Origin of the sequence: Solwaraspora sp. WMMA2101 (genome assembly GCF_049179175.1) — a bacterium.
Lineage (GTDB): Bacteria > Actinomycetota > Actinomycetes > Mycobacteriales > Micromonosporaceae > Micromonospora_E.
The window spans coordinates 3,920,210-3,941,649 of sequence record NZ_JBMHMA010000006.1 but is presented as its reverse complement, the minus strand read 5'-3'; the positions used below and the strand labels follow the sequence as shown (position 1 = coordinate 3,941,649).

The window sequence follows — 21,440 nt, the reverse complement described above, 5'->3', positions numbered from 1 at the left end:
TACGCCGAACATGTCAGTGACTGACAACTTCGGCGTCGGGTGACCAACTTGGCGGCGGGTGCTAACGTGGCGGCATCATGAGCGGCAAGCAACCCACCAGCCTGCGGGAGCGCACCCGCCGAGCGGTACAGCGCGACATCGCCGAAGCGGCGCTGCAGCTGTTCGTGTCCCACGGCTACGACGCCACGACCATCGACGACATCGCGGCGGCCGTCGGCATGTCCCAACGCAGCGTCTTCCGGTACTTCGCTACGAAGGAGGACATCGTCGTCGGCAAGTTCGACCTCGGCACCGACGGCATGCTCGACAACCTGCGGACCCGACCCGGCGACGAACCGGTCTGGACGTCGCTGCGTCGGCTGTTCGACATCGTGGAGTCGCCAGCCCAGCAGGTCACCAAGCCGGTCCAGCAGGTGATCCTGGAGACACCGGCGCTGCTCGCCGTCTACCTGGGCAAACTGCAGAGCATGCAGAACGCCGTCGTCGCGGTGCTGCACGAACGCGCCGAGGCGGCCGGCACCCCGTACGCCGTCGACGACCCGACGCCGCGCGCCCTCACCGCCGCCGCCTTCGGCTGCCTGATCGCGGCACAGCACGCCTGGCTGGCATCGACGACGGCCGACCCACTGGCCGCGTACGTCGACCGCGCGATGGCGACGCTCAGCCCACGATGAGTGGTTGCGCCGCTTCCCACGACGTTGGCGGAGTCACTTCCAGCGGAAGTGGACGAACAGCCGGCCGAAGTTCTTCGAGTCCTTCTCCACCCGGTGGTAGAGCTGCTTGATCTCCTTCTGGTCGAGAAACCGCAGCACCCGCTTCTTCAGCTGGCCGGAGCCCTTGCCGGGAATGATCTCGACGAGGGTGGCCTTCTTGGCCACCGCCTCGTCGATGATCCCCTTCAACGCCCGGTCGATGTCCTGCCCACGGTTGAAGATGTCGTGCAGGTCCAGTTTGAGCTTCACGACGCCCTTCCGTTGACCTTCTCCTCGACCCGGTGCAGCGCGGCCAGGTAGTCCGAGTGCTCGGACCGCATGGCGGCGGCCAGCCGCAGGTGCCGCAGCGCCTGCGCCGGCCGACCGAGCCGTTCCAGGGTACGGCCCAGCACGTGGTGGGCGTAGTGGTCGCTCGGGTCCCGGGCGATCAGCTCCCGCAGCTGCTCCTCGGCCCGGCCCAGCTGCGCGGACTGGAAGTAGGAGCGGGCCAGCAGTTGGCGGACGGCCGAGTTGTCGGGCTCGGCGGCGATGATCGGCTCCAGCAGCCGGGCCGCCCCGGACGGGTCACCGGAGTCGAAGTACAGGTTCGCCCGGCGGTACTCCTCCAACAGATCCATGGCCGCCCCACCTTTCAGGTTCGCGATCACCGACAACCCTGACGCTGGCACAACCACGGACGGAATGCGACTGTTCCCGTACCGGACATCCGCCGGTCACCCGGTCAGCTTCGTCGGTTTCCGCCACGAACCGGTCACGGCCCGACCAGGGTCCAGGCCCGGACGCCGCCGACGATGCCGGCGGTGTTCGGCACCACCACCACGTCGTCACCCATTCTGGCCAGCTGTTCGGGGCGGATCAGCCGCGAATTGCCGCCGCCGAGGTAGAGCCGGTCCCAGCAGAACACCGGACGCAGGCCGTCGACGATGCCACGTACCCGTCGGGACCAGAACGCGTCGCCGAGCCGGCGGCGTTCGTGCTCGCCGACGTAGGTGTCGTAGCTCTGCCCCCAGCGCACCGGCGCCTGGGACAGCTCCAGGTGCGGGGCGAGCAGGCCGCCGTCGAACAACGCGCAGCCGAGTCCGGTGCCGAGAGTCAGGACCAGTTCGCAGCCGGTCCCGGCGACCACGCCGGCACCGTGCACCTCGGCATCGTTGAGCACCAGGGCCGGCTTGTCGAAGGCGGCCTGCAACGCCGTACGGGCGTCGAAGCCGGACCATGCGGCGAGCAGCGCCGGGTCGACCTTGCTCCGCGGCCCGGCCTTCGTCACGTAGTGCGGGGTGGCGACCACGACGCCGTGGCGGATCATGCCGGGCATCCCGACGGTGACCCGGTCGGCGGCCGGCAGCTTGTCACCCAGGCCGCGCAGGGTCTCGACGAAACGTTCCGGCGGCAGCGGGTACGGCGTCGGCACCCGCAGCGGCCGGGCCCGCATGGTGCCGGCCTCGTCGAGTACGGACGCCTTGATGCCGCCGCCGCCGCAGTCGATCGCCAGCGTGGAAATCATCAGCACAGTTTGCCGGTCGGCGGCTACGATCGCCGGGCCATGAGCGCCACACTGATCGCCAGGGACCTGTCCGCCGGACACGGTGACCGGCAACTCTTCGCCGGGCTGGACCTCGTCGTCGCGCCGGGGGACGTGATCGGGCTGGTCGGCGCGAACGGTGCCGGCAAGTCGACGCTGCTGCGGATCCTCGCCGGCGTGGAGCCGCCCGAGTCGGGCACGGTCACCCTCAGCCCGCCGACCGCCACCGTCGGGCTGCTGCCGCAGGAGCCGCAGCGCCGGCCGGGCGAGTCGGTGCGCGACTTTCTGGCCCGCCGGACCGGGGTGGCGGCAGCGCAGCGCGACCTGGACGCGTCGACGCAGGCGTTGGCCGACGGTCGGGCCGGTGCCGACGACGACTACGCGGTGGCGTTGGAACGCTGGCTGGATCTCGGCGGCGCCGACCTGACCGAACGTGCCGAGCAGGTGGTGGCCGACCTGGGTCTGGCGGTGGCGTTGGACCAGCCGATGACGGCGCTCTCCGGCGGCCAGGCGGCCCGCGCCCAGCTCGCGTCGCTGCTGCTCAGCCGCTACGACGTGGTGCTGCTCGACGAGCCGACGAACGATCTGGACCTGGCCGGGCTGGCCCGGCTGGAGCAGTTCGTCACCGGGCTGCGCGCCGGCACCGTACTGGTGTCGCACGACCGCGAGTTCCTGACCCGCACGGTCGACCGGATCGTCGAGCTGGACCTGGCCCAGCAGCAGGTCAACCACTACGGCGGCGGGTACGCCGGCTACCTGGCCGAGCGGGAGGTGGCCCGCCGGCACGCCCGCGAGGCGTACGAGGAGTACGCCGACACCCGGGCCGGGTTGGAGGCGCGGGCGCGCACCCAGCGGGCCTGGATGGAGAAGGGCGTCCGCAACGCCCGACGCAAGGCCACCGACAACGACAAGTTCATCCCGCATTTTCGCGGTGAGACGTCGGAGAAGCAGGCGGCGAAGGCCCGGCAGACCGAACGGCTGATCGAACGGCTGGAGGTCGTCGAGGAGCCACGCAAGGAGTGGGAGCTGCGGATGGAGATCGCCGCCGCGCCCCGGGCCGGCGCGGTGGTCGCGGTGCTGCGACAAGCGGTGGTACGCCGTGGCGGGTTCACCCTCGGTCCGCTGGACCTGCAGATCGACTGGGCGGACCGGGTGGCGATCACCGGGCCGAACGGTTCGGGCAAGTCGACGCTGCTCGGCGCGCTGCTGGGCCGGTTGCCGCTGGCCTCGGGTGAGTCGTGGCTCGGCCCGGGGGTGGTGGTCGGCGAGATCGACCAGGCCCGGGGCTTGTTCCTGCGCGACGAGCCGGTGCTGGAGGCGTTCCGGGCGGCGGCCGATCTGGCCCCGGCGCAGGCCCGTACGGTGCTGGCGAAGTTCGGCCTGCGGGCCGGGCACGTGCTGCGGCCGGCGGCCACCCTGTCACCGGGTGAGCGGACCCGGGCGGCGTTGGCGTTGCTGCAGGCACGTGGGGTGAACCTGCTGGTGCTCGACGAGCCGACCAACCATCTGGACCTGCCGGCGATCGAGCAGTTGGAGTCGGCGTTGGAGTCGTTCACCGGCACGCTGCTGCTGGTGACCCACGACCGTCGGATGCTGGAGTCGGTCCGGCTGACCCGCCGGCTCACCCTCGGCGGTGGCGGCGGCCCCGCGTTCCAGTCGTTGCTGGACCTGTCCCTGGACTGAGTGGGACTACGGGGCCGCCGGCACCGCCGCGCGGGTCAGCGGCTGTCGTCGGGTGCCGCTGTGGGCGTACCGGCGGGTCCGCCCACCGGAGGTCGCCCGGACGCTGTCGGGTCGGCGGACGCTGTCGGATCGTCGGCCGCCTCGGTGACGTCCGGCGGGTCCTGCTGCTGGTAGATGTCGGGAATCCCGTCGCCGTCGGCGTCGTGCCGTTCCTGTGCGGAGATCCGCCGGTAGACCTTGTTGCGCTGGATCAGGATGACGGCGGCGAGCAGGGCGGCGGTCAGCGAACCGATGAGTACGGCCGCCTTGACGTGGGCGTCGCGGTCGCTGCCGGCGCCGAACGCCAACTCACCGATCAGCAGCGACACGGTGAAGCCGATGCCGGCCAGCAGTGACACCCCGAGCAGGTCGACCCATTTCAGGCCGCCCAGGTCGGCCCGGGTGAACCGGGTCATCAGCGCGGTGGCGCCGAGGATACCGATGGTCTTGCCCAGGACCAGGCCGGCAATGACGCCGATGGCCACCGGGTCGGTCAGCACCGAGCCGATGCCGCCCTCGCGCAGCGACACCCCGGCGGCGAAAAACGCGAAGACGGGTACGGCGAAGCCGGCCGAGACCGGTCGCCACAGATGCTCGAAGTGCTCGGCGAGGCCGTGCTGCTCGCCCTTGCGGGGCAGTACCGGGACCATGAAGCCGAGCAGCACCCCGGCGATGGTGGCGTGCACCCCGGATGCGTGCATCAGCGTCCAGGTGACGGCGGCCAGTGGGATGAGCGCCCACCACCAGGTCTTTCCGGCCCGCAGCAGCAGCGCGAAGATCAGCAGCGGCAGCAGTGAGCCGCCGAGGGCGAGGAAGTTGACCTGCTCGGTGTAGAAGAAGGCGATGATGGTGATCGCCAGCAGGTCGTCGACGACGGCCAGGGTGAGCAGGAATGCGCGCAGGCCCTGCGGCAGGTGGGAGCCGATCACGGCCAGGACGGCCAGGGCGAAGGCGATGTCGGTGGCGGTCGGGATCGCCCAGCCGCGCAGCGCGCTGTCGCCGGTGTTCAGGTTGATCAGCACGTAGATGAGCGCGGGGATCGCCATGCCGCCGATCGCGGCGACCACCGGCAGCGCGGCGCGGCGCGGGCTGCGCAGTTCACCGGCGACGAATTCCCGTTTGAGTTCGAGACCGACCACGAAGAAGAAGATCGCCAGCAGTCCGTCGGCCGCCCAGTGGGCGAGGTTGACGTCGAGGTGCAGCGGTTCCCCGCCGGGCCAGGGCACGAACTGCCCGAGACTTTCGTAGCTGTCGCCCCAGGCCGAGTTCGCCCAGATCAGCGCGATGACCGCGCCGAGCAGCAACAGCCCGCCGCCGACGGTCTCGGTGCGCAGCACGTCGCCGATGAACTTGGCCTCCGCCCAGGAGGAGAGCTGGAACGGCCGGCGGGACTCGGGCGGCGTGGGGTTCTTGTCGGGTTTGGACGCCTTGGTGGGGGTCGGGTCGGCCATGTTGTAGGTCTCCACCTCCACTGTCACATCGGGCACCGCTGGCGTGGGTCACCGGCGCACTGGCTGGTCACCACACTATCCGTTTCGCCCCGATCACTGAAGGTCGGCACATGGTGAACATGATCATGGGCGGCACGTGCTCCCCCGGTACCCGAATTCTTCCAAGGTCATGTTCGTCCGACCAGGCACTGCGCGACTGGCGGGCGGCCCGAGCGGCCACCGTACGAGCGACGCCACTCACCGCGCCGACCCGACCGCCTACCGCAGCGGTGGAGCAGCCGCCGCACCGGCCCGGTGCCCGGTCGGCGCCGGTGCCACCACCCCGGCCCAGTGCCGGATCCACAGTTCCAGTTGCAGCAGCGTGAACAGGGTGTAGGCGTGGTCCAGGCCCGCGTCGTGCTCGTCCAGCAGCCGGCGTACCGCCGCCGGCCGCCACAGACCACGGTCCCGGCAGGTCTGGTCGGTCAGCACGTCGCGGGCCAGGTCCCGCAGCTCGACGCGCAGCCAGCCGGCCAGCGGCAACCGGTCGGACACCGGCGCCGGCCAGGTCAGCCGCGCCGGCAGCCAGCCGGACGCCGCCTGCCGGGCCAGCTGCCGCCGACCGCCCGGCACCTTGCACCGCGCCGGCAGGCCGGCCGCCCAGTCCAGCAACCGGTGGTCCAGCAGCGGCGCCCGCAGCCGCAGCCCGGCCCCGGCCGTCACCGCCGACCACCGGTAGAGCACGCCGCCGGGCAGGTAGCCGCGCCGGTCGGCGTCGATCATCCGGGACAGCGTGGAGCCACCCTCGCCGGCCAGATAGGCGGCCTCGGCGAGCCGACCACTGTCCACATCGGCAAGTTCGGTACGCAGTGCCTCGGTGTACAGGTCGTCCTTCTGTTCACCACTGCACTGCCCGACGATCCGGGCGTAGCGCTGCGGCGGGGCACAGCCTGCCACCTCCAGCAGCCGACCCAGTCGACGTACCGGCGTACCGAGGGCGGTGCGGTCGACCAGCGCGGCTCCGATCCGTTGCACCCGGGGCAGCCCGCCGGCCCGGTCCGGCCAGCGGCTGAGCCAGCCCAGCAGCAGGTGGTGCGGGAACCCGCCGTACACGGCCGGGCCGCCGAGTCCGCTGAGGACGTCGGTGGAACGCACCGCCGCGTACCGGGCGACCAGGAAGGAACCGAACGCCGCCGGATCGCCGAACGGTTCGTCGCACCAGCGGACCAGCTCCTGCGCGACGGCCGGGTCGATCCCCGACGCCGGGTACTCCTGGTGCTCGGCGCCGAGATGCCCGGCGATCTGGCGGGCGGTCGCCCGCTGGTCCAGACGCGGATCGTCGAAGGTCACCGTGCAGGTCCGGATCGGCCGGCCGGTGCAGGTCGCCGCCGCCGCGACCAGGGACGCGCCGATTCCGCCGGAGAGCAGCACCTGCGCAGGCCCGTCTGCAGGCAGTTGGGAACGGACCGCGGCGACGAGTCGCTGCCGGAACTGCCCGGCGACGTCGGCGGTCGCGCCGGCCGACGGGTCGCCGGTCGCCGCCGTGGCACCGGTCACGGCGGTCGACAGGTCGCCGGTCGCGGCGGCAGGCGCGGCGTCGGCGTGGGCCGGCGCGGCCGGGCTCCAGTAGCGGTCGACGACGACCCGCCCGTCCTGCCAGATCAGCCGGCTGCCCGGCGCCAGCTTGCGGACCCCGGCCACGATCGACCAGGGGGCCGGGACGTACCGGTAGGTCAGGTAGTGGTGCAGCGCGACGAGGTCCAGGTCGCGGCCGGTACGGGGATCGGCGAGCAGGGCGCGCAGTTGGGAGGCGAAGACGAGCCGACCGCCGCGCAGCTGCCAGTAGATCGTCTGCTGGCCGGTATGGTCGCCGGCCAGCAGCAGTCGACGTCGACTGCTGTCCCAGACCGCGACGGCGAACCCGCCGACGAGGTGCCGGACAAGGTCGTCGCCGTGGCGGCGGTAGCGCTCGGCCAGGTCCGGGTGGGCTGCGGTGCCGACCGCGACGATGCCGTCCCCGGCCCCGCGACCGGGGTCGGGTCCGCGCCCGGCACCGGTTGCGGAGCGCGGTCCGGGTCCGCCGCCGCCGTACGGCGAGGAGCGGGCAACGAGGGTCGCCCAGTCGTCGCCGTACCAACCGGCGTCGGCCAGGTCCGCCGGCGTGCAGGCGGCAGCGAGGCGCCGGGCCAGCTCACCGTCACCGCCAGCATCACCGACAATTCCGACTATTGCTGACATACCATGACGCTAGCCGTCCCGATCACCCCAGTGGCCCCAGTCGCCGAAACCGCCCACCCGAACAGCCCGAGATCCGTTCCAGCTATTGATTAGTTCTCCTGATAGACACCTAATGTCTGGTTAGTCTGATCTCGAATCGACCGAGGTCAGAGGTGACGAAATGACCGGACGACCGGATGACCGGGACCAATTCCCGGAGTACCCGCAGGAACCCGACCAGTCCCAGCAGCAGGCATGGCCGGCCGACCAGACCCAGTGGACGGCCGACCAGTCCTCCTGGTCGGCCGAGCAGGCGCAGTGGTCGACGGACCATGCGCAGTGGTCAGGTGAGCAGGCGCAGTGGTCAGGTGAGCAGGCGCAGTGGTCGGGCGACCATGCGCAGTGGTCGGGCGAGCACGCCGTACCTGACGCACCGGCGCCGGCGGGCCCGGCGCCGGAGCCGGTGGTCACCGTCTCGCCGACCGGCGGCGGCGCGCACCGCCGCCCGGAGCCCACCCGTCGGCCCCGCCGACGACTGCGCCGGATCGCCCTGCTCGGCATCACCGGCCTGGTGGTCACCGCACTCGCGGCGGCCGGCGCGGTCACCCTCGTCGGCCACCACTACCTCGGTGAGATCGAGCGGATTCCCGACCCGTTCGCGGCCATCCCCGCCGAGCAGCGCCCCGCGCCGACACCGGAGGGCATGACGTTCCTGTTCGCCGGGATCGACAGCCAGGCACCCGGCGCGACCGGAGCGGACGCTGCGGACACCCCGTACGGGCGCACCGACTCGCTGATGGTCGTCCGGATCACCGCCGACCACGAGCAGGCGTACGTCGTGTCGATCCCCCGCGACGCCTGGGTGCCGATCCCCGGCCACGACAATTTCAAGATCAATTCGGCGTACGCCCTCGGCGGGGTCAGCCTGGCCGTCCAGACCGTCGAGAACGCGACCGGCCTACGGATCGACCACGTCGCGGTGATCGATCTCGCCGGTCTGCGCGACCTGACCGACGCGGTCGGCGGAGTCACCGTCGACATCCCGGCCGGCACGCCGGGGCTGAGCCTCAGCGCCAGCTGGCCGGCCGGCCCGCAGCGGCTCACCGGCGAGCAGGCCGTCCAGTACGTGCGGCAGCGCCACGGCCTGCCCGAGGGCGACTTCGACCGAATGCGCCGGCACCAGAACTACCTGCGGGCGCTGCTCACCGAGACCCTGGACCGGGACACCCTGACCAGCCCGCACCAGCTCAGCGCCCTGCTCGACGCGATCACCGGCACGGTCACCGTCGACGACGGGCTGACCAACGACAAGCTCCGCCAGCTCACCTTCGACCTGCGCAAGATCCGCAACGATGTCCGGTTCGTCACTGCTCCGGTCGCCTCCACCGGCTTCGTCGGCGACCAGTGGGTGATGTGGCTCGACACCGAACGCGGCGTGGACTTCTGGAGCGCGGTCCGCAACGACGACCTCGACAGCTACATCGACCGGTACGGCGCCGACCAGCTCGACACCGTCGTGCGCTGACCCGGCCCGCCGCGAGCGCCCCCGGGTAGCGGACCACCGGAGCCCGGGGGCACTGGTCCCGGCGTGGACCACCACCACCGTGCGGCGACAGGCGCGGCACCCGATTGATCAGGAGGCAGGAAACATCGTGCGTAACCACCACAAGGTAGGCATCATCGCGACGGCGGCGGTCGCCACGCTCACGCTGACCGCCATGCCGGCCCTCGCTCAGGAGAACACCACGACGACGTTCGACGTCGACGCCGGAACGCTGGACCTGTCCGTTCCCGCGACCGCCGACCTCGGCTCGGGCGACGGCGGTACCACCATCACCGCGCAGCTCGGCGCGATCACCGTCGACGACACCCGCGCGGCGGCGGACGCCTCCTGGGACGCCACCGTCGAGGCGACCGACTTCGAGACCGACGACGGCGGGGACCCGAGCGAGATCATCGACGTGACCAGCATCGACTACTGGTCCGGTACGGCGACCGCGACCACCGGCAACGGGACGTTCAACCCCGGCCAGGAGGCGTCGGGCGATGCCGTCGCGTTGAGCGACGTCACACCGGTCACCGCGTTCAGCCACGACGGCGGCACCGGCAACAACTCGGCCACCTGGAACCCGACGCTGGACGTCAACGTGCCGCTCGCCAACATCGCCGGCACCTACACCGGGACGGTGACCCATTCGGTCGCCTGACCGCTACCGGCACCGGCTCGCCGTCGCCGGCGTCGCCGCGCTGTGCCTCGTCGCCGGTCCGGGCCTCACCGCCCGGGCCGGCGCCGGCCAGCAGCCCGCGCCGGGCGGCATCGGCATCCAGCAGGGGCGTTCCGGTTCGCGGCCGGCCGGACCGGCAACGAACTGACCTCCTGGACCACCGTCGACGAATCCACGGTGGAACTGGCGCCGTACGGGCAGATCGAGGTCGAGGTCGCGATCGCCGTACCGGCGGAGGCCTCGGAGGGCGAGCGGTACGCGGTGGTCTGGGCCGCGACCGGCGCACCGGTCGACGGCACCGATACCGCCGAGATCCGCCAGGTGCACCGCACCGGTGTCCGGGTCTATCTGGACGTCGGGATGGGCGGTGAGCCGCGCTCGGACTTCTCGATCGACGGCCTGACGCCGGCCCGCGACGACACCGGGACACCGTCGCTCACGGTCGGGGTACGCAACACCGGCGGCCGGGCGGTCGACCTGACCGGAGAGGTCGAGATGGCCGACGGCCCGGCCGGCGTCCGGGCCGGGCCGTTCGACATCGCCACCGCCACCACGTTGCTACCCGGGGAGTCCGGCGAGGTCCGGGTCGAGCTGCCGGCGGATCTGCCGGCCGGGCCGTGGACGGTCACCGTACGGCTGCGCAGTGGACGGATCGAGCACAGCGCCACCGGCCGGGTTGCTTTCCCCGCACCAGGTGAAACCGGCACGCCGGCGACGCTGGCCGCGCAGATGGTGACCACCCCGACGGTCGTCGGCGCGTCGTTGCTGGTCGGGCTGGTGCTGCTGACCGGGGTCGGGCTGGTCGCCCGGCGGGTCAGGTCCGCCTGTCCCGTCGGGGCCTGCGGGACCGGGCTCGACCGGCCCCGGCGGGCGCGCCGGTCAGCCGGCGGCGGTCGGCCGACCGGCGGCTACCTCGGCACCGGCGGCCACCTCGGCCTCGGCGGCGGTCGCCCGGCCCGACCACCAGCGGGCCAGCGCCGCGCAGACGATCAACTGGATCTGGTGGAAGATCATCAGCGGGAGGACCAGCAGGCCGAGCAGTTGCGGGCTGAACAGTACGGCGGCCATCGGCAGCCCGGTGGCGAGGCTCTTCTTCGCCCCGCAGAAGACCGTGGCCACCCGGTCGGCGTGATCGAAACCGAGCAGTCGACTCGCCCCGAACAGCAGGCCCATGACGACGGCGAGCAGCGCGCTCACGGTGGCCGCCAGGATCAGCAGCTGCCCGACGGAGATCTGCTGCCAGATCCCGGCGACGATGCCGGCGCTGAACGCCGTGTAGACCACCAGCAGGATCGAGCCGCGGTCGACCATCGAGGTGAGACTCTTGTGCCGGGTGATCCACCCGGCGGTCCACCGGCGTGACAGCTGGCCGGCGACGAACGGCAGCAGCAGCTGGCCGACGATCGACCCGATCGAGCCGGCGGTGAGGCGCAGATCCCCGGTGTCGGCCATCAGCAGCACCGCGAGCAGCGGAGTCAGTGCGATCCCGGCGATGTTGGAGAAGGACGCGCTGAACACCGCGGCGGGGACGTTGCCGCGGGCGAGCGAGGTGAAGGCGATCGACGACTGCACGGTCGACGGCACCACGCAGAGGAAGAGCACGCCCTGGTAGAGGTCGGCCGGCAGCAGTTGCGGACTGATCAGCCCGATGACGAGGCCGAGCAGCGGGAACACCACGAACGTGGTGCTCAGCACGACCGTGTGCAGGCGCCAGTGGCGGGCCCCGGCGAGCGCCGCCGCCGGGGCGATCCGGGCCCCGTGCAGGAAGAACAGCAGCGCGATGCCGATGCTGGCGACGACGCCGGCGACCGAGGCGGCGGTGCCGCGTACCGGTAGCAGGGCCGCCAGGGTCACGACGCCGAGCAGCATCGCGATGAACGGGTCGATGATCAGCCAACGGGGCCAGCGCATCCGGGTCGCTCCAGGTCAGGGGTGGGTGCACCGCCATTCTGAGCCGATCCGGGATCAGCGGGAAAGCCGATCGCCACGCTCACTGTGATCGGATTCCGCGATAACATGGGTACGGTGTACGACCCCACTCACCTGCGCAGCTTCCTGGCGGTCGCCCAGTCGCTCAGCTTCACCCGCGCCGCCGGTCGCCTCGACGTCGGCCAGTCGACGGTCAGCGCCCACGTTCGCCGGCTGGAGGAGGCCGTCGGTCGGCCGTTGCTGCTGCGCGACACCCACACCGTCGAGCTGACCGTCGACGGCGAGGCCATGATCGGGTTCGCCCGCGAGATCCTCGACGCCCACGACCGGGCCCAGCGCCACTTCGGCGCCAGCACGGTACGCGGCAAACTGCGCCTCGGCGTCTCCGAGGACCTGATCTCCACCTACCTGCCGGCGGTGCTGCAGACGTTGCGGCGGCGCAACCCGCTGGTCGACGTCGAGTTGACGGTCGCGCTGAGCGGGACCCTGCACCAACTGCTCGACGCCCGCAGCCTCGACCTGGTCTTCGCCAAACGGTTGACCGGCCAGACCCGGGGCAGCGTGATCTGGCGGGACCGGCTGATCTGGCTCGGCACGGCCGAGCCCGGCGGGCAGCCGGCGGGGCGGCGGCGGCCGGGCGACCCCGTACCCCTGGTGGTCTACCCGCCGCCGAGCATCTCCCGGGCGCAGGCCCTCGCCGCGCTGTCCGCCGCCGGCCAGCCCTGGCAGGTCGCCTGCACCAGCGGCAGCCTCGGCGGCCTGGTGGCGGCCACCCGCGCCGGGCTCGGACTGCTGCCGCACTCGGCCCGGCTGGTGCCCGCCGGGCTGACCCCGGTGGCGGCGACGGAGCTGCCGCCGCTGGGCGAGGTGGCGTTCATCCTGCTGTCCCGGCCGGACACCGACCCGGCGGTCCGCGACGCGGTGAGCAGCGCGATCGCGGCGGTCGGGCCGCCCTCGGAGGCCCTCGGGTGACGATCTGCCGGAACCGCCTCGGCCATTGTCTGCCCTGATAACCTCGGGCACGGGCCGACGACCTGGCCAGCGTCCACCCGTCTAGCGGAAGAGGTTGTCTGTGCGGATCGGGCCCCGGATAGCGACCGTCGTCGTCAACTACCGCAACGACGACGACACGGTCCGGTGCCTCACGTCGTTGCAGGCCAGCGAGCACGCCGATCAGCGGATCATCGTGGTCGACAACACCGAGCCGGAGCATTCCGACGTGGTCCTCGCCGACCTGCTGGACCCCGCCGTCGAGGTGATCACCGTCGGCGACAACGTCGGCTTCGCCGCAGGCTGCAACATCGGCATCCAGGCGGCACTGCGCTCCGGCGTCGACTTCGTCTGGCTGGTCAACCCGGACGCGGTGGTCGGTCAGGAGACGCTGGGCCGGCTGCTGGCCACGGCAGCGGACGAGCCGGACGCCGGCATCGTCGGCTGCCGCATCCTCGACGACGGGCATCCGGCCCGGATCCTGTTCAACGGCGGGGTCATCACCGGCAAAGGGTCCACGTTCCACGCCAACGCCGGCGAGTTCGACCCGGCCGTCCCCGACAGCACGGTCCGGGACGTCGACTACGTGACCGGCGCGTGCTTCCTGGTCCGGCGGGACACTCTGCACCAGGTCGGCCCGCTGTCCGAGGACTACTTCCTGTACTACGAGGAGACCGACTACTGTCTGCGGGCCCAACGGGCCGGATGGCGTACCGTCCTCGCGCCCCGGGCCCGGACCTGGCACTACAAGCGGTCGGCCGGGAAACCCCCGCCGCCGCACTACGTCTACTACATGTGCCGCAACCGGGTGCACTTCAGCCGACGCTTCTTCGCCGCCGCGATCGCGGAGATCGAGGCCGAGTTGGCGCCGTTCATCTCGGGCTGGCGCAAGCAGGTCGCCACCCACGCGCCCGCGCTCGTCGACGCGTACGAGAAGATCATTGAGATCGCGCTCGCCGACGGCCGGGAGGGTCGCCTCGGCCGGCGTGACGACATCAGCGACCTCGTGCCCAGCTAGTCGGACCAAAGTCACCCTGGTCGGACCGGACCGGCGTCGGTCGGACCAGACCGGAGCCGGGCAAGCGGCCCCCCGGCTGCCCCGTGTTCACCAGCGCACCTGTGGAGGCGGACATGAGCAGGTACTCGTACAGCTTCGACCCCGACGACACCAACAACACCGCCGCCGCGGTCTACCGGTTGGCGTCGACCGGCGGTCAGCGGGTGCTCGACCTCGGTTCCGGCCCGGGCATCGTCGCCGGCGCCCTCGCCACAGCTGCCGGCCGCACCGTCACCTGCGCCGACGTCGACGCCGAGGCGCTCGCCGAGGCCCGCGCCGCCGGCGTCACCGAGACCGTCCTGGTCGACCTGCGGGAACCCGGGTGGACGCGGCAGCTCACCGGACGCGACTACGACGTGGTGATCCTGGCCGACGTGCTGGAGCACCTGGTCGAACCGGAACTCGTCCTGCGCGCCCTGCGCACCGAGGGCATCCTCGCGGCGGACGGCGTCCTGGTCGTCAGCTTCCCGAACATGGCACACGAGTCGGTGATCCTCGAGCTGATGACCGGCAACTTCGAGTACACCCGCACCGGGCTGCTGGACTCGACCCACCTACGGTTCTTCACCCGGACCAGCATGCAGACCCTGCTGGAGTCCACCGGCTACCTGGTCACCGAGCTGCACCGGACGGTCCGTACCGCCGAACAGACCGCCCAGCGCGCGCGGGCCGTCGAGATCGACCCCGAGCTGCGCAAGGTCGTGGCGAAGCTCGGCGAGGACGCCGAGACCTACCAGTACGTCATCGGGGCCCGGCCCTCGACCGAGGCGGTACGGATCAACCTCGCCGAGCGGCGGCTCACCGCCGAACATTCGGCGCATCTGAACGTCCTGACCGACAACCAGCGCCTGGCCACCCAGCTGCAGCAACTGCAGCACCGGCACCAGCAGCTGGACGCCCAGCTGCGCAAAGCCCAGGACACCGTCGCCCAGGAACGGCTCGACGCGCTGCAGGCCCGCGAGATGCAGCGCCGGGCCGAGCAGGAGCGCCTCGACTTCCAGGCCAAGCTCAAGGAGAGCCAGGCCAGGCTCAAGGAGACCCAGGACAAGGCACGGGCGCTGCAGGACAAGGCCAACAAGCTCCAGGCCCGGGTGCAGCAGCTGACCACCAGCAACACGTACCGGGCCGGAAAGGTGGTCCGCTACGTCCTGCGGCCGGCCGAAGGCATGCGGGCCGTCAAACGGCGGCGGGGGCGGGCCGCCGGCCGCGCCGCCGGCGGCGGTGCCAGCGCCGACGGCGCCGACGGTCGCGGGGCACCGGTCACGCCGGTCCCCGACCACTTCCGGACGCTGACCGCCGACCCGGCGGTCCGCCAGGCGTACGAGACGGCCTGCCGGCAGGACCGGTTCCACACCAACGGGGCGGTACGGGTGGCGCTCTGCGTCTCCACGACCGACCTGGACTCCGGTCGCGGCGACCTCTACGTCGCGGTCGGCATCGGCCGCCACCTGCAACGGCGCGGCTACGAGGTGGCGTACCTGCCGGCCGACCGGTGGACCGATCTGCCACCGGACACCGACATCGCTGTCGCGATGATCCCCACGTTCGATCCGTTGGCCGTACCGGACGACTGCCGGACCATCGCCTGGGTCCGCAACGAGACCGACACCTGGCAGCAGCACCCGCACCTGGCACTGTTCGACATGGTCGTCGCATCGTCATCGGTGTCGCTGCACCGGCTACGGGACCGTTACGACGGGCCGACCGGCGTGCTGCCGCTCGGGGTGGACACCGAGCTGTTCACCCCGCCGGCCGACGACCGGAACCGGGTCGGTGCGGTGACCACGGTGAACAACTGGGGCCGGCAACGGCATCTGTACCAGTGCCTGCGCGGGCTGGACCTCGACCTGCCGTTCGTCATCTTCGGTGAACGGCGCGGCCTCGACTCCTGGTTCTCCCGCTACGGAGCCGGTCCCACCAGCTACTTCAACCTGCCGGAGATCTACCGGCGGTCGCTGCTGGTGCTCGACGACCTGAACCACACCACCCGCCCGTACGGCAACGTCAACTCCCGGCTGCTGGAGAGCCTCGCGGCGGGCGCGCTGCCGGTGACGAACAGCCGGGTCGGCCTGGCCGAACTCGGGCTCGACGAGCTGCCGGCCTACCACGACACGACGAGCCTGGGCGAGGCGCTGAGCCGGTTGACCGCCGACCCGGCCGCCACGACGGCGCTGGCGCGGCGGCTGGCCGACGTGGTCCACGAACGGCATTCCTACGACCGCCGGGCCGAGGAGCTCGACGCGCTGATCGGCGACCTCGACCGGCGGCCCCGGCGGGCCCGTGACCGGTTCGTCGGCGTGTACCCGTACTACGTGGACAACCCGTACCAGACGCTACTGATGTCGGGTCTGCGCGACGCCGGGGTGCGGTGGTACCCGGTCCCGGACGTCGTCGACGCCGCGCCAGCACCACACCAGGCCGGCGGGCGGTTGGACAACTACATCCTGCACGTGCACTGGACCGACCCGGTCGTGCATCCGGCGACCGACGCCGGGCAGGCGGCCGCCCGGCTGGCCGGTTTCCGGGAGCGGATCCGCGACCTGCGTCGCCGGGGCGGGCGGCTGATCTGGACGATCCACAACGTCTTCCCCCATGAATGGAAGTACCCGGAGGTGGAACGGGAGCTGGCGGCGTTCCTGGCCGCCGAGGCCGACGTGGTGCACGTGCTCTGCCCGGAGACGGCCGCCGCGGTCGCACCGCACTACGTGCTGCCGTCCGAGCGGACCCGGGTGATCCGGCACTGCAGCTACCTCGGGGTGTACCCGGACGCGGTGAGCCGGCTCGCCGCCCGACGCCGGTTCGGCTTCGACGCCGACGATCACGTCCTGCTGTTCTTCGGCGGGATCCGCCCGTACAAGGGGGTCGGGGAACTGCTGGACGCGTTCGACGCGGCCGCCGCGCGCGATCCCCGGCTGCGGCTGGTCGTCGCCGGTGCCGCCAAGCGGCTCGACCCCCGCGACGACCTGCCGCAGCGGTGCGCCGGCGACCCACGGATCACCGCGGTGTTCGACCCCGTCGCCGACGAGGAGATCCAGTTCTACTTCAAGGCGGCGGACTCCGTGGTGCTGCCGTACCGGTCGGTGCTCAACTCGGGCAGTTTCCACCTGGCGGTGTCGTACGGGCGGCCGGTCGTGGCACCCCGGGTGGGTGCCCTGCGGTCGTTGCTGGATCCGGCGTACACCGTCGGGTACGACCCGGCCGACCCCGACGGGCTGACCGAGGCGTTGCTGGCCGCGACCGCGCTGCGGGGCCGGCAGGTGGAGCTGGCCGCGCGGGCCGCCGCCGGCACCTACCGGTACGGCGAGATGGCCCGCGACTACGCCGCGCTGGTGACCGAGATGTTCGCCGCACCGGTCGGCACCGGACCGGGCACCGCCACTGTGGATGGCACTATGGATGATCATTAAGATCGCCCGGTGATCAACCGACGTACGGCCCAAGCAGTCCTGATCGGACTGCTAGCCGCCATCATCCTGCCAGGAATACCGCCCGCCCGGGCCGACGAGACCAGACCAACCGAGAACCTGCGGATGGAACTGGTCCTGGACGTCAGCGGCTCGATGCGGGAAGCCGACATCGACGGGCAGACCCGGATGGCCGTCGCCCAGCGCGCGTTCAACGAGGTCGTCGACGCGGTGCCGGCCGGCACCCACCTCGGCATCCGGGTCCTGGGTGCCACCTACCCCGGCGACGACCAGGCGCTCGGCTGTCGCGACACCCAGCAGATCGTGCCGGTCGGTCCGGTCGACCGCGACCAGGCCAAGGCGGCGATCGCCAGCCTGCGCCCGACCGGGTACACCCCGATCGGGCTCGCCCTGCGGGAGGCCGCCAAGGACCTCGGCACCGGCGAGACCGCCCGCCGGATCGTACTGATCACCGACGGCGAGGACACCTGCGCGCCACCGGACCCGTGCGACGTCGCCCGGGAGCTCGCCGCCCAGGGCACCCGGCTGATCGTCGACACGCTCGGCCTGATCGCCGACGACAAGGTCCGCCAGCAGCTGGTCTGCATCGCCGGTGCCACCGGCGGCACCTACACCGCCGCGCAGAGCGCCGACCAGCTCGCCGACCGGATCAACCAACTGGTCGACCGGGCCCAGGACACCTACACCCAGACCCCGGAACTGGTCACCGGCAGCACGGACTGTGCCGAGGCGCCACTGCTCACCGCCGGTGTCTACACCGACCGGGAACGCTTCTCGGAGCACCGTTGGTACCGCGTACCGGTCCGCACCGACCAGGAACTGCGCGCCTCGGTCAGCATCGCGCTGGACCGGCCGGTCAACCGCGACTACGGGGTGCTGCTGCGCGCGGTCCACCCGAACGGTCGGGAACTGGTCCGGGGCACCGACGCCGGCAGTGGCCGCACCGACGTGCTCTCCACCGGTCTGCGCTGGTCCGCCGACCCGGACACCGACCGCGATCCACCGGACGACGGCGACATAGACGCCGACGCCGACCGTGCCGGTGCGCCGTCGGACCCGCCGGCGGTCGCCGCCACCGAGGCCCCACCCACCGAGGTCTGCCTGGTGGTGAGCAACTCGTTCGCCGCCCCCGGCGGCCCCGGCGACGCCCCCGGCATGCCGATCGAACTCACCGTGGACGTGGTCGACGCCTCCCCGACCCCGGACAGCCCCGGCCTCGGACGTGGCTGGCTGCTGCTCGTCGTACTCGGGCTCGCCGGCCTGCTGACCGGGCTCCTCGCCGGCTGGCTGACCCGCTGGTGGGGCACCGTCTGGAAGGAGAGCTGAATGACCCGGCACATTCTCGACCAGGTCCGGACCGGCCTCGCCGCCAGCGCCACGGTGCTGCTCGCCGCCGGTGCCGTCACGCTGCTCGACCCGCGACCGGCCGCGGCCGACGGGCCGACGCCGCTGCCAGTCGACGCGACCCTCACCAAGGCCGGTACGTCGTTCCTCACCGCGGCGGCGGTCAACATCGACCAGCCGGTCCGGGTCGCCGCCGCCACCGGCGAGTACCTGTACTGGTCGTTCCCGGCGGTCGCCGGCCAGACCAGCACGATCTCCGCGACGGTCACCCTGGCCGACCCGGCCGACCGAAGCGGTCCGTCCACCTGGTCGGTCGACGTCTTCGACGGGCTCCGCCGCCGACAGCCCTGCACGGCCGGCATGCAGGCACCGACCGGTGCCGCCACCGACCGTGCGGTCCGGGCCGGCTGCGTGCTCCGGCAGGTACGCGGCTGGGCCGAGCCGTGGTCGGCCGACCCGCTGCCCGGCACGTACTTCGTCCGGATCGCCGTCACCGACCTGCCCGAGTCCGACCTCGGGCTGCCGGTGCAGGTCGAGTTGCGGATCAGCGCCGAGGTCTCCGACGACGTCACCCCGGAAGGTGGCCGGCTCGACGCCCCGCTCACCCCGACGGCCCGGCAGGGTGCGGTGCTGACCACGGTCGCGGACGACACCACGACCGACGACACCACGACCGACGGCGCCGCCGCTGCCGGGACGGACACCGTTGACACCGACGACGGGCAGTGGTGGTGGGAACGGCTGGCCGGCTGGTTCGCCGACCGGCTGCCCGCGTTCTCCAGCCGGTGGGTCTGGACCACCATCGGCGGGGTGCTCGCCGCCGTCGGTGGCGTCGTCGGCTTCGGCCTGACCCGGCGACCCCGGCGGCCGGCTGTCAGCTGACCGTCGGCCGGTCGACCGACGGTCAGCCGGCGACGGCTACCGGCGCTCGCCGGCCGGTCAGGGACCCGCCTGGCCGGCCGGCGAGCGCCGGCGGGTCGAGGTCGGCCAGCAGCCGCCGGAACAGCGCCGGTCGGTCCACCCGCACGACAGTGCTACGGGCACCGCGTTCCAGGACGGTGTGCGGCAACGCGAGCACCGGCGCGGCGCTGCGCAGCAGGGCCGCCGCCGGGGTGCTCACCGCGAAGGTGAGCACCCCGGCGGTCTGGTCGGTCGGGGCGAGCAGCGCCGCCATCCGCCAGACCGCCAGCGCCGCCGGGTAGTGGGCCGCCGCGGTCTCCGGGCAGGCCAGCATCCGCCGCCCGTCGCGCCACGCACCGGCCAGCGCCCGCAGCACCCGGTGGTACGCCTCTGCGGTCACGTCGACCCGGGTCAGCACCGCCGAGCCGCCGACCGGCGTGCTGACCGCCCAGGTCATCGTGGTCAGCAGCCGGGTCAGCCGGGCGGCGGCAGCCGGCTGCCCGGTCTGGGCGACCGGCAGCTGCCGCTGCGGCGTGGTCGGTGCCGGGCCGAGCCGTCGCCAGCCGACCGGTCGCCGCTCGTTCCAGCAGAACGCCGCCTCCAACATCGGATACGGCCCGAGTGGCCCCTCCGCGACGACCCGCAGGACCTTGTCGACCCCGGTGCCCGTACGGTGGTCGGGACGGGCGTCGGCCAGGCCGATGGTGCCACCGTTCGTCATCGATACGGTCATTTCGCACTCCTCGCCGCGTTCATGGATGCGCCCCGGTGGGCGCGTGGTCAACTCGCCGGAACGGCCCGCTCCGCCACGAACAGGCCCTGTCGGACCCGGAACGCCCACACCGAGACGGACGGGCTGACCAGCTCGCCGCTGGACGTCCAGGCGATCCGGGTGGTCACGCCGGGACCGTCGTACGCGTCGACGAACGCCTCCATCCCGGCCCGGTCGCCGTGACCGGCCCGGATCCCGGCCAGGAACACCTGGGCGGCGTCGTACGACTCGGCGCTGTTGGTGCCGGGTTCCCGCCCGAAGCTGTCCCGGTAGTGCTGGGGGAACTGCTCCCCGGCCCGCTCCGGCGGCAGGCACGGGCAGGTGATCACGACGTCGTCGTCGGCGGCGTCGCCGGCGGCCCGCAGGAACCCGTCGGCCTTCACCCCGTCCCCGGCGACGAACGTCGCCTGGACCGCGCCGGCGCGCAGCTGCCGCAGCAGCCGACCCGCCTCCGCGTAGTAGCCGCCGTAGAAGACGACGTCGGCGTCGGCCGAGCGGACCTGGCCGACGACCGCGCCGAAGTCGGTGGCCCGCGCGGACACCGTCGCCCGCTGCACCACCTTGGCACCGAGCCGGTCCACCACCTCGTCGGCGAGCCCCCGGCCGTACGCGCTGTCGTCGTCGACGACGAACACGGCGGTGCCGCCGAGCACCCGGTCGATGTACCAGCCGGCGGCGCGGCCCTGCGCCGCGTCGTTGCCGACCAGCCGGTGGAAGGTCGGCCAGCCCCGTGCGCTCAGCTCGGTACGGGTGGCCGAGGTGGTGATCGTGGTGACACCGCCCTGGTCGAGGATCGGCAGGGCGGCCTCCGCCTCGCCGGAGAACCCCGGTCCGATGACGCCGACGATGCGCGGATCGTCCACGATCCGCTGGGCCAGCGCCGGCGCCTGCTTCGGGTCGCCCTGGGAGTCGAAGTCGACCAGGTCGACCGGGCAGTCCGGATGCGCCGCCGCGTACTGGTCGAACGCCAGGCGGGCACCGTCGTAGACGTTGCCGCCGAAATCCGCCGAGTCGCCGCTGAGTGGTCCCAGCACCGCGATCCGACTGCCGCAGGCATCGACCGGTGACGGCTCGTCGTCACCGGCTGCGGAGCACCCCGCGAGTACGGTGACGAGGGCGAGCGACACCGTGCGGGCCCGTAACGTCAGCACGTCCACCTCCTGCACCCGGCCGGATCGGCATATCCTGCGCCTG

General features: G+C 72.3%; 16 protein-coding genes and 1 pseudogene. 9 read left to right on the top strand and 8 right to left on the bottom strand.

Features of this window, described 5'->3' with window-relative positions; all coding sequences use genetic code 11:
* Nucleotides 1-77: 77 nt before the first annotated feature.
* Nucleotides 78-674, top strand: coding sequence for a TetR/AcrR family transcriptional regulator (locus ACN28F_RS18790; RefSeq protein WP_289209222.1), 597 nt, complete (start codon nucleotides 78-80; stop codon nucleotides 672-674).
* A 33-nt stretch (nucleotides 675-707) separates the two neighbouring features.
* Here the strand turns inward: ACN28F_RS18790 and ACN28F_RS18785 are convergent, their stop codons facing one another.
* From ACN28F_RS18785 to ACN28F_RS18775, 3 genes are all read right to left on the bottom strand, one after another.
* Nucleotides 708-962, bottom strand: a complete 255-nt coding sequence (locus ACN28F_RS18785; protein ID WP_278111949.1) for a Smr/MutS family protein — start codon at nucleotides 960-962, stop codon at nucleotides 708-710.
* Nucleotides 959-1,330: a tetratricopeptide repeat protein gene (locus ACN28F_RS18780; protein WP_282224119.1), complete on the bottom strand. Its 372-nt coding sequence runs from the start codon at nucleotides 1,328-1,330 to the stop codon at nucleotides 959-961. Before ACN28F_RS18780 ends, ACN28F_RS18785 begins: the two co-directional genes overlap by 4 nt.
* 134 nt (nucleotides 1,331-1,464) lie before the next feature.
* The gene (locus ACN28F_RS18775) at nucleotides 1,465-2,217 is read right to left on the bottom strand and encodes an ROK family protein (RefSeq protein WP_289209221.1); all 753 of its coding nucleotides are present in this window, start codon (nucleotides 2,215-2,217) and stop codon (nucleotides 1,465-1,467) included.
* 39 nt (nucleotides 2,218-2,256) lie between these two features.
* Here ACN28F_RS18775 and ACN28F_RS18770 point away from each other — a divergent pair, with 39 nt between their 5' ends.
* Entirely contained in the window at nucleotides 2,257-3,918 is a 1,662-nt protein-coding gene (locus tag ACN28F_RS18770) for an ABC-F family ATP-binding cassette domain-containing protein (protein ID WP_289209220.1), read from the top strand.
* Between the two features lie 158 nt (nucleotides 3,919-4,076).
* On the opposite strand, the pseudogene nhaA reads toward ACN28F_RS18770, so the two are convergent.
* Both nhaA and ACN28F_RS18760 read right to left on the bottom strand, forming a co-directional pair.
* A pseudogene (gene nhaA, locus ACN28F_RS18765) lies at nucleotides 4,077-5,408 on the bottom strand (Na+/H+ antiporter NhaA); the annotation flags it as partial.
* Between the two features lie 258 nt (nucleotides 5,409-5,666).
* Entirely contained in the window at nucleotides 5,667-7,625 is a 1,959-nt protein-coding gene (locus tag ACN28F_RS18760; RefSeq protein WP_421358931.1) for an asparagine synthetase B family protein, read from the bottom strand.
* A gap of 160 nt (nucleotides 7,626-7,785) precedes the next feature.
* Here ACN28F_RS18760 and ACN28F_RS18755 point away from each other — a divergent pair, with 160 nt between their 5' ends.
* Together ACN28F_RS18755 and ACN28F_RS18750 are read left to right on the top strand one after the other, a co-directional pair.
* Nucleotides 7,786-9,129, top strand: a complete 1,344-nt coding sequence (locus ACN28F_RS18755) for an LCP family protein (RefSeq protein WP_421358929.1) — start codon at nucleotides 7,786-7,788, stop codon at nucleotides 9,127-9,129.
* Nucleotides 9,130-9,256: 127 nt separating this feature from the next.
* On the top strand, nucleotides 9,257-9,811 hold the full coding sequence (locus ACN28F_RS18750) for a hypothetical protein (protein ID WP_421358927.1): 555 nt from the start codon (nucleotides 9,257-9,259) through the stop codon (nucleotides 9,809-9,811).
* 897 nt (nucleotides 9,812-10,708) lie between these two features.
* Here the strand turns inward: ACN28F_RS18750 and ACN28F_RS18745 are convergent.
* Complete coding sequence (locus ACN28F_RS18745; RefSeq protein WP_421358925.1) at nucleotides 10,709-11,740, bottom strand: bile acid:sodium symporter family protein; 1,032 nt, start codon at nucleotides 11,738-11,740, stop codon at nucleotides 10,709-10,711.
* Nucleotides 11,741-11,854: 114 nt separating this feature from the next.
* Here ACN28F_RS18745 and ACN28F_RS18740 point away from each other — a divergent pair, with 114 nt between their 5' ends.
* From ACN28F_RS18740 to ACN28F_RS18720, 5 genes are all read left to right on the top strand, one after another.
* Entirely contained in the window at nucleotides 11,855-12,730 is an 876-nt protein-coding gene (locus tag ACN28F_RS18740) for a LysR family transcriptional regulator (RefSeq protein WP_289209214.1), read from the top strand.
* A 100-nt stretch (nucleotides 12,731-12,830) separates the two neighbouring features.
* Nucleotides 12,831-13,766: a glycosyltransferase family 2 protein gene (locus ACN28F_RS18735; RefSeq protein ID WP_289209213.1), complete on the top strand. Its 936-nt coding sequence runs from the start codon at nucleotides 12,831-12,833 to the stop codon at nucleotides 13,764-13,766.
* A gap of 113 nt (nucleotides 13,767-13,879) precedes the next feature.
* The gene (locus tag ACN28F_RS18730; RefSeq protein ID WP_421358923.1) at nucleotides 13,880-17,212 is read left to right on the top strand and encodes a glycosyltransferase family protein; all 3,333 of its coding nucleotides are present in this window, start codon (nucleotides 13,880-13,882) and stop codon (nucleotides 17,210-17,212) included.
* Nucleotides 17,213-17,221: 9 nt separating this feature from the next.
* Nucleotides 17,222-18,556: a VWA domain-containing protein gene (locus ACN28F_RS18725; RefSeq protein ID WP_289209211.1), complete on the top strand. Its 1,335-nt coding sequence runs from the start codon at nucleotides 17,222-17,224 to the stop codon at nucleotides 18,554-18,556.
* A complete protein-coding gene (locus ACN28F_RS18720; protein WP_289209210.1) occupies nucleotides 18,557-19,456 on the top strand; it encodes a peptidase in 900 nt (299 codons plus the stop codon).
* Nucleotides 19,457-19,478: 22 nt separating this feature from the next.
* Here the strand turns inward: ACN28F_RS18720 and ACN28F_RS18715 are convergent, their stop codons facing one another.
* Nucleotides 19,479-20,207, bottom strand: coding sequence for a hypothetical protein (locus tag ACN28F_RS18715; protein ID WP_289209209.1), 729 nt, complete (start codon nucleotides 20,205-20,207; stop codon nucleotides 19,479-19,481).
* 47 nt (nucleotides 20,208-20,254) lie between these two features.
* Nucleotides 20,255-21,397, bottom strand: a complete 1,143-nt coding sequence (locus ACN28F_RS18710; RefSeq protein WP_289209208.1) for a branched-chain amino acid ABC transporter substrate-binding protein — start codon at nucleotides 21,395-21,397, stop codon at nucleotides 20,255-20,257.
* Between the last annotated feature and the right edge of the window lie 43 nt (nucleotides 21,398-21,440).

What these genes read in the sequence shown, in the direction of transcription:
- ACN28F_RS18715 (WP_289209209.1), bottom strand. Translation starts at nt 20,207, where the DNA reads ATGACCGTATCGATGACGAACGGTGGCACCATCGGCCTGGCCGACGCC.
- ACN28F_RS18745 (WP_421358925.1), bottom strand. Translation starts at nt 11,740, where the DNA reads ATGCGCTGGCCCCGTTGGCTGATCATCGACCCGTTCATCGCGATGCTG.
- ACN28F_RS18760 (WP_421358931.1), bottom strand. Translation starts at nt 7,625, where the DNA reads ATGTCAGCAATAGTCGGAATTGTCGGTGATGCTGGCGGTGACGGTGAG.
- ACN28F_RS18770 (WP_289209220.1), top strand. Translation starts at nt 2,257, where the DNA reads ATGAGCGCCACACTGATCGCCAGGGACCTGTCCGCCGGACACGGTGAC.
- ACN28F_RS18780 (WP_282224119.1), bottom strand. Translation starts at nt 1,330, where the DNA reads ATGGATCTGTTGGAGGAGTACCGCCGGGCGAACCTGTACTTCGACTCC.
- ACN28F_RS18730 (WP_421358923.1), top strand. Translation starts at nt 13,880, where the DNA reads ATGAGCAGGTACTCGTACAGCTTCGACCCCGACGACACCAACAACACC.
- ACN28F_RS18790 (WP_289209222.1), top strand. Translation starts at nt 78, where the DNA reads ATGAGCGGCAAGCAACCCACCAGCCTGCGGGAGCGCACCCGCCGAGCG.
- ACN28F_RS18720 (WP_289209210.1), top strand. Translation starts at nt 18,557, where the DNA reads ATGACCCGGCACATTCTCGACCAGGTCCGGACCGGCCTCGCCGCCAGC.
- ACN28F_RS18755 (WP_421358929.1), top strand. Translation starts at nt 7,786, where the DNA reads ATGACCGGACGACCGGATGACCGGGACCAATTCCCGGAGTACCCGCAG.
- ACN28F_RS18775 (WP_289209221.1), bottom strand. Translation starts at nt 2,217, where the DNA reads ATGATTTCCACGCTGGCGATCGACTGCGGCGGCGGCGGCATCAAGGCG.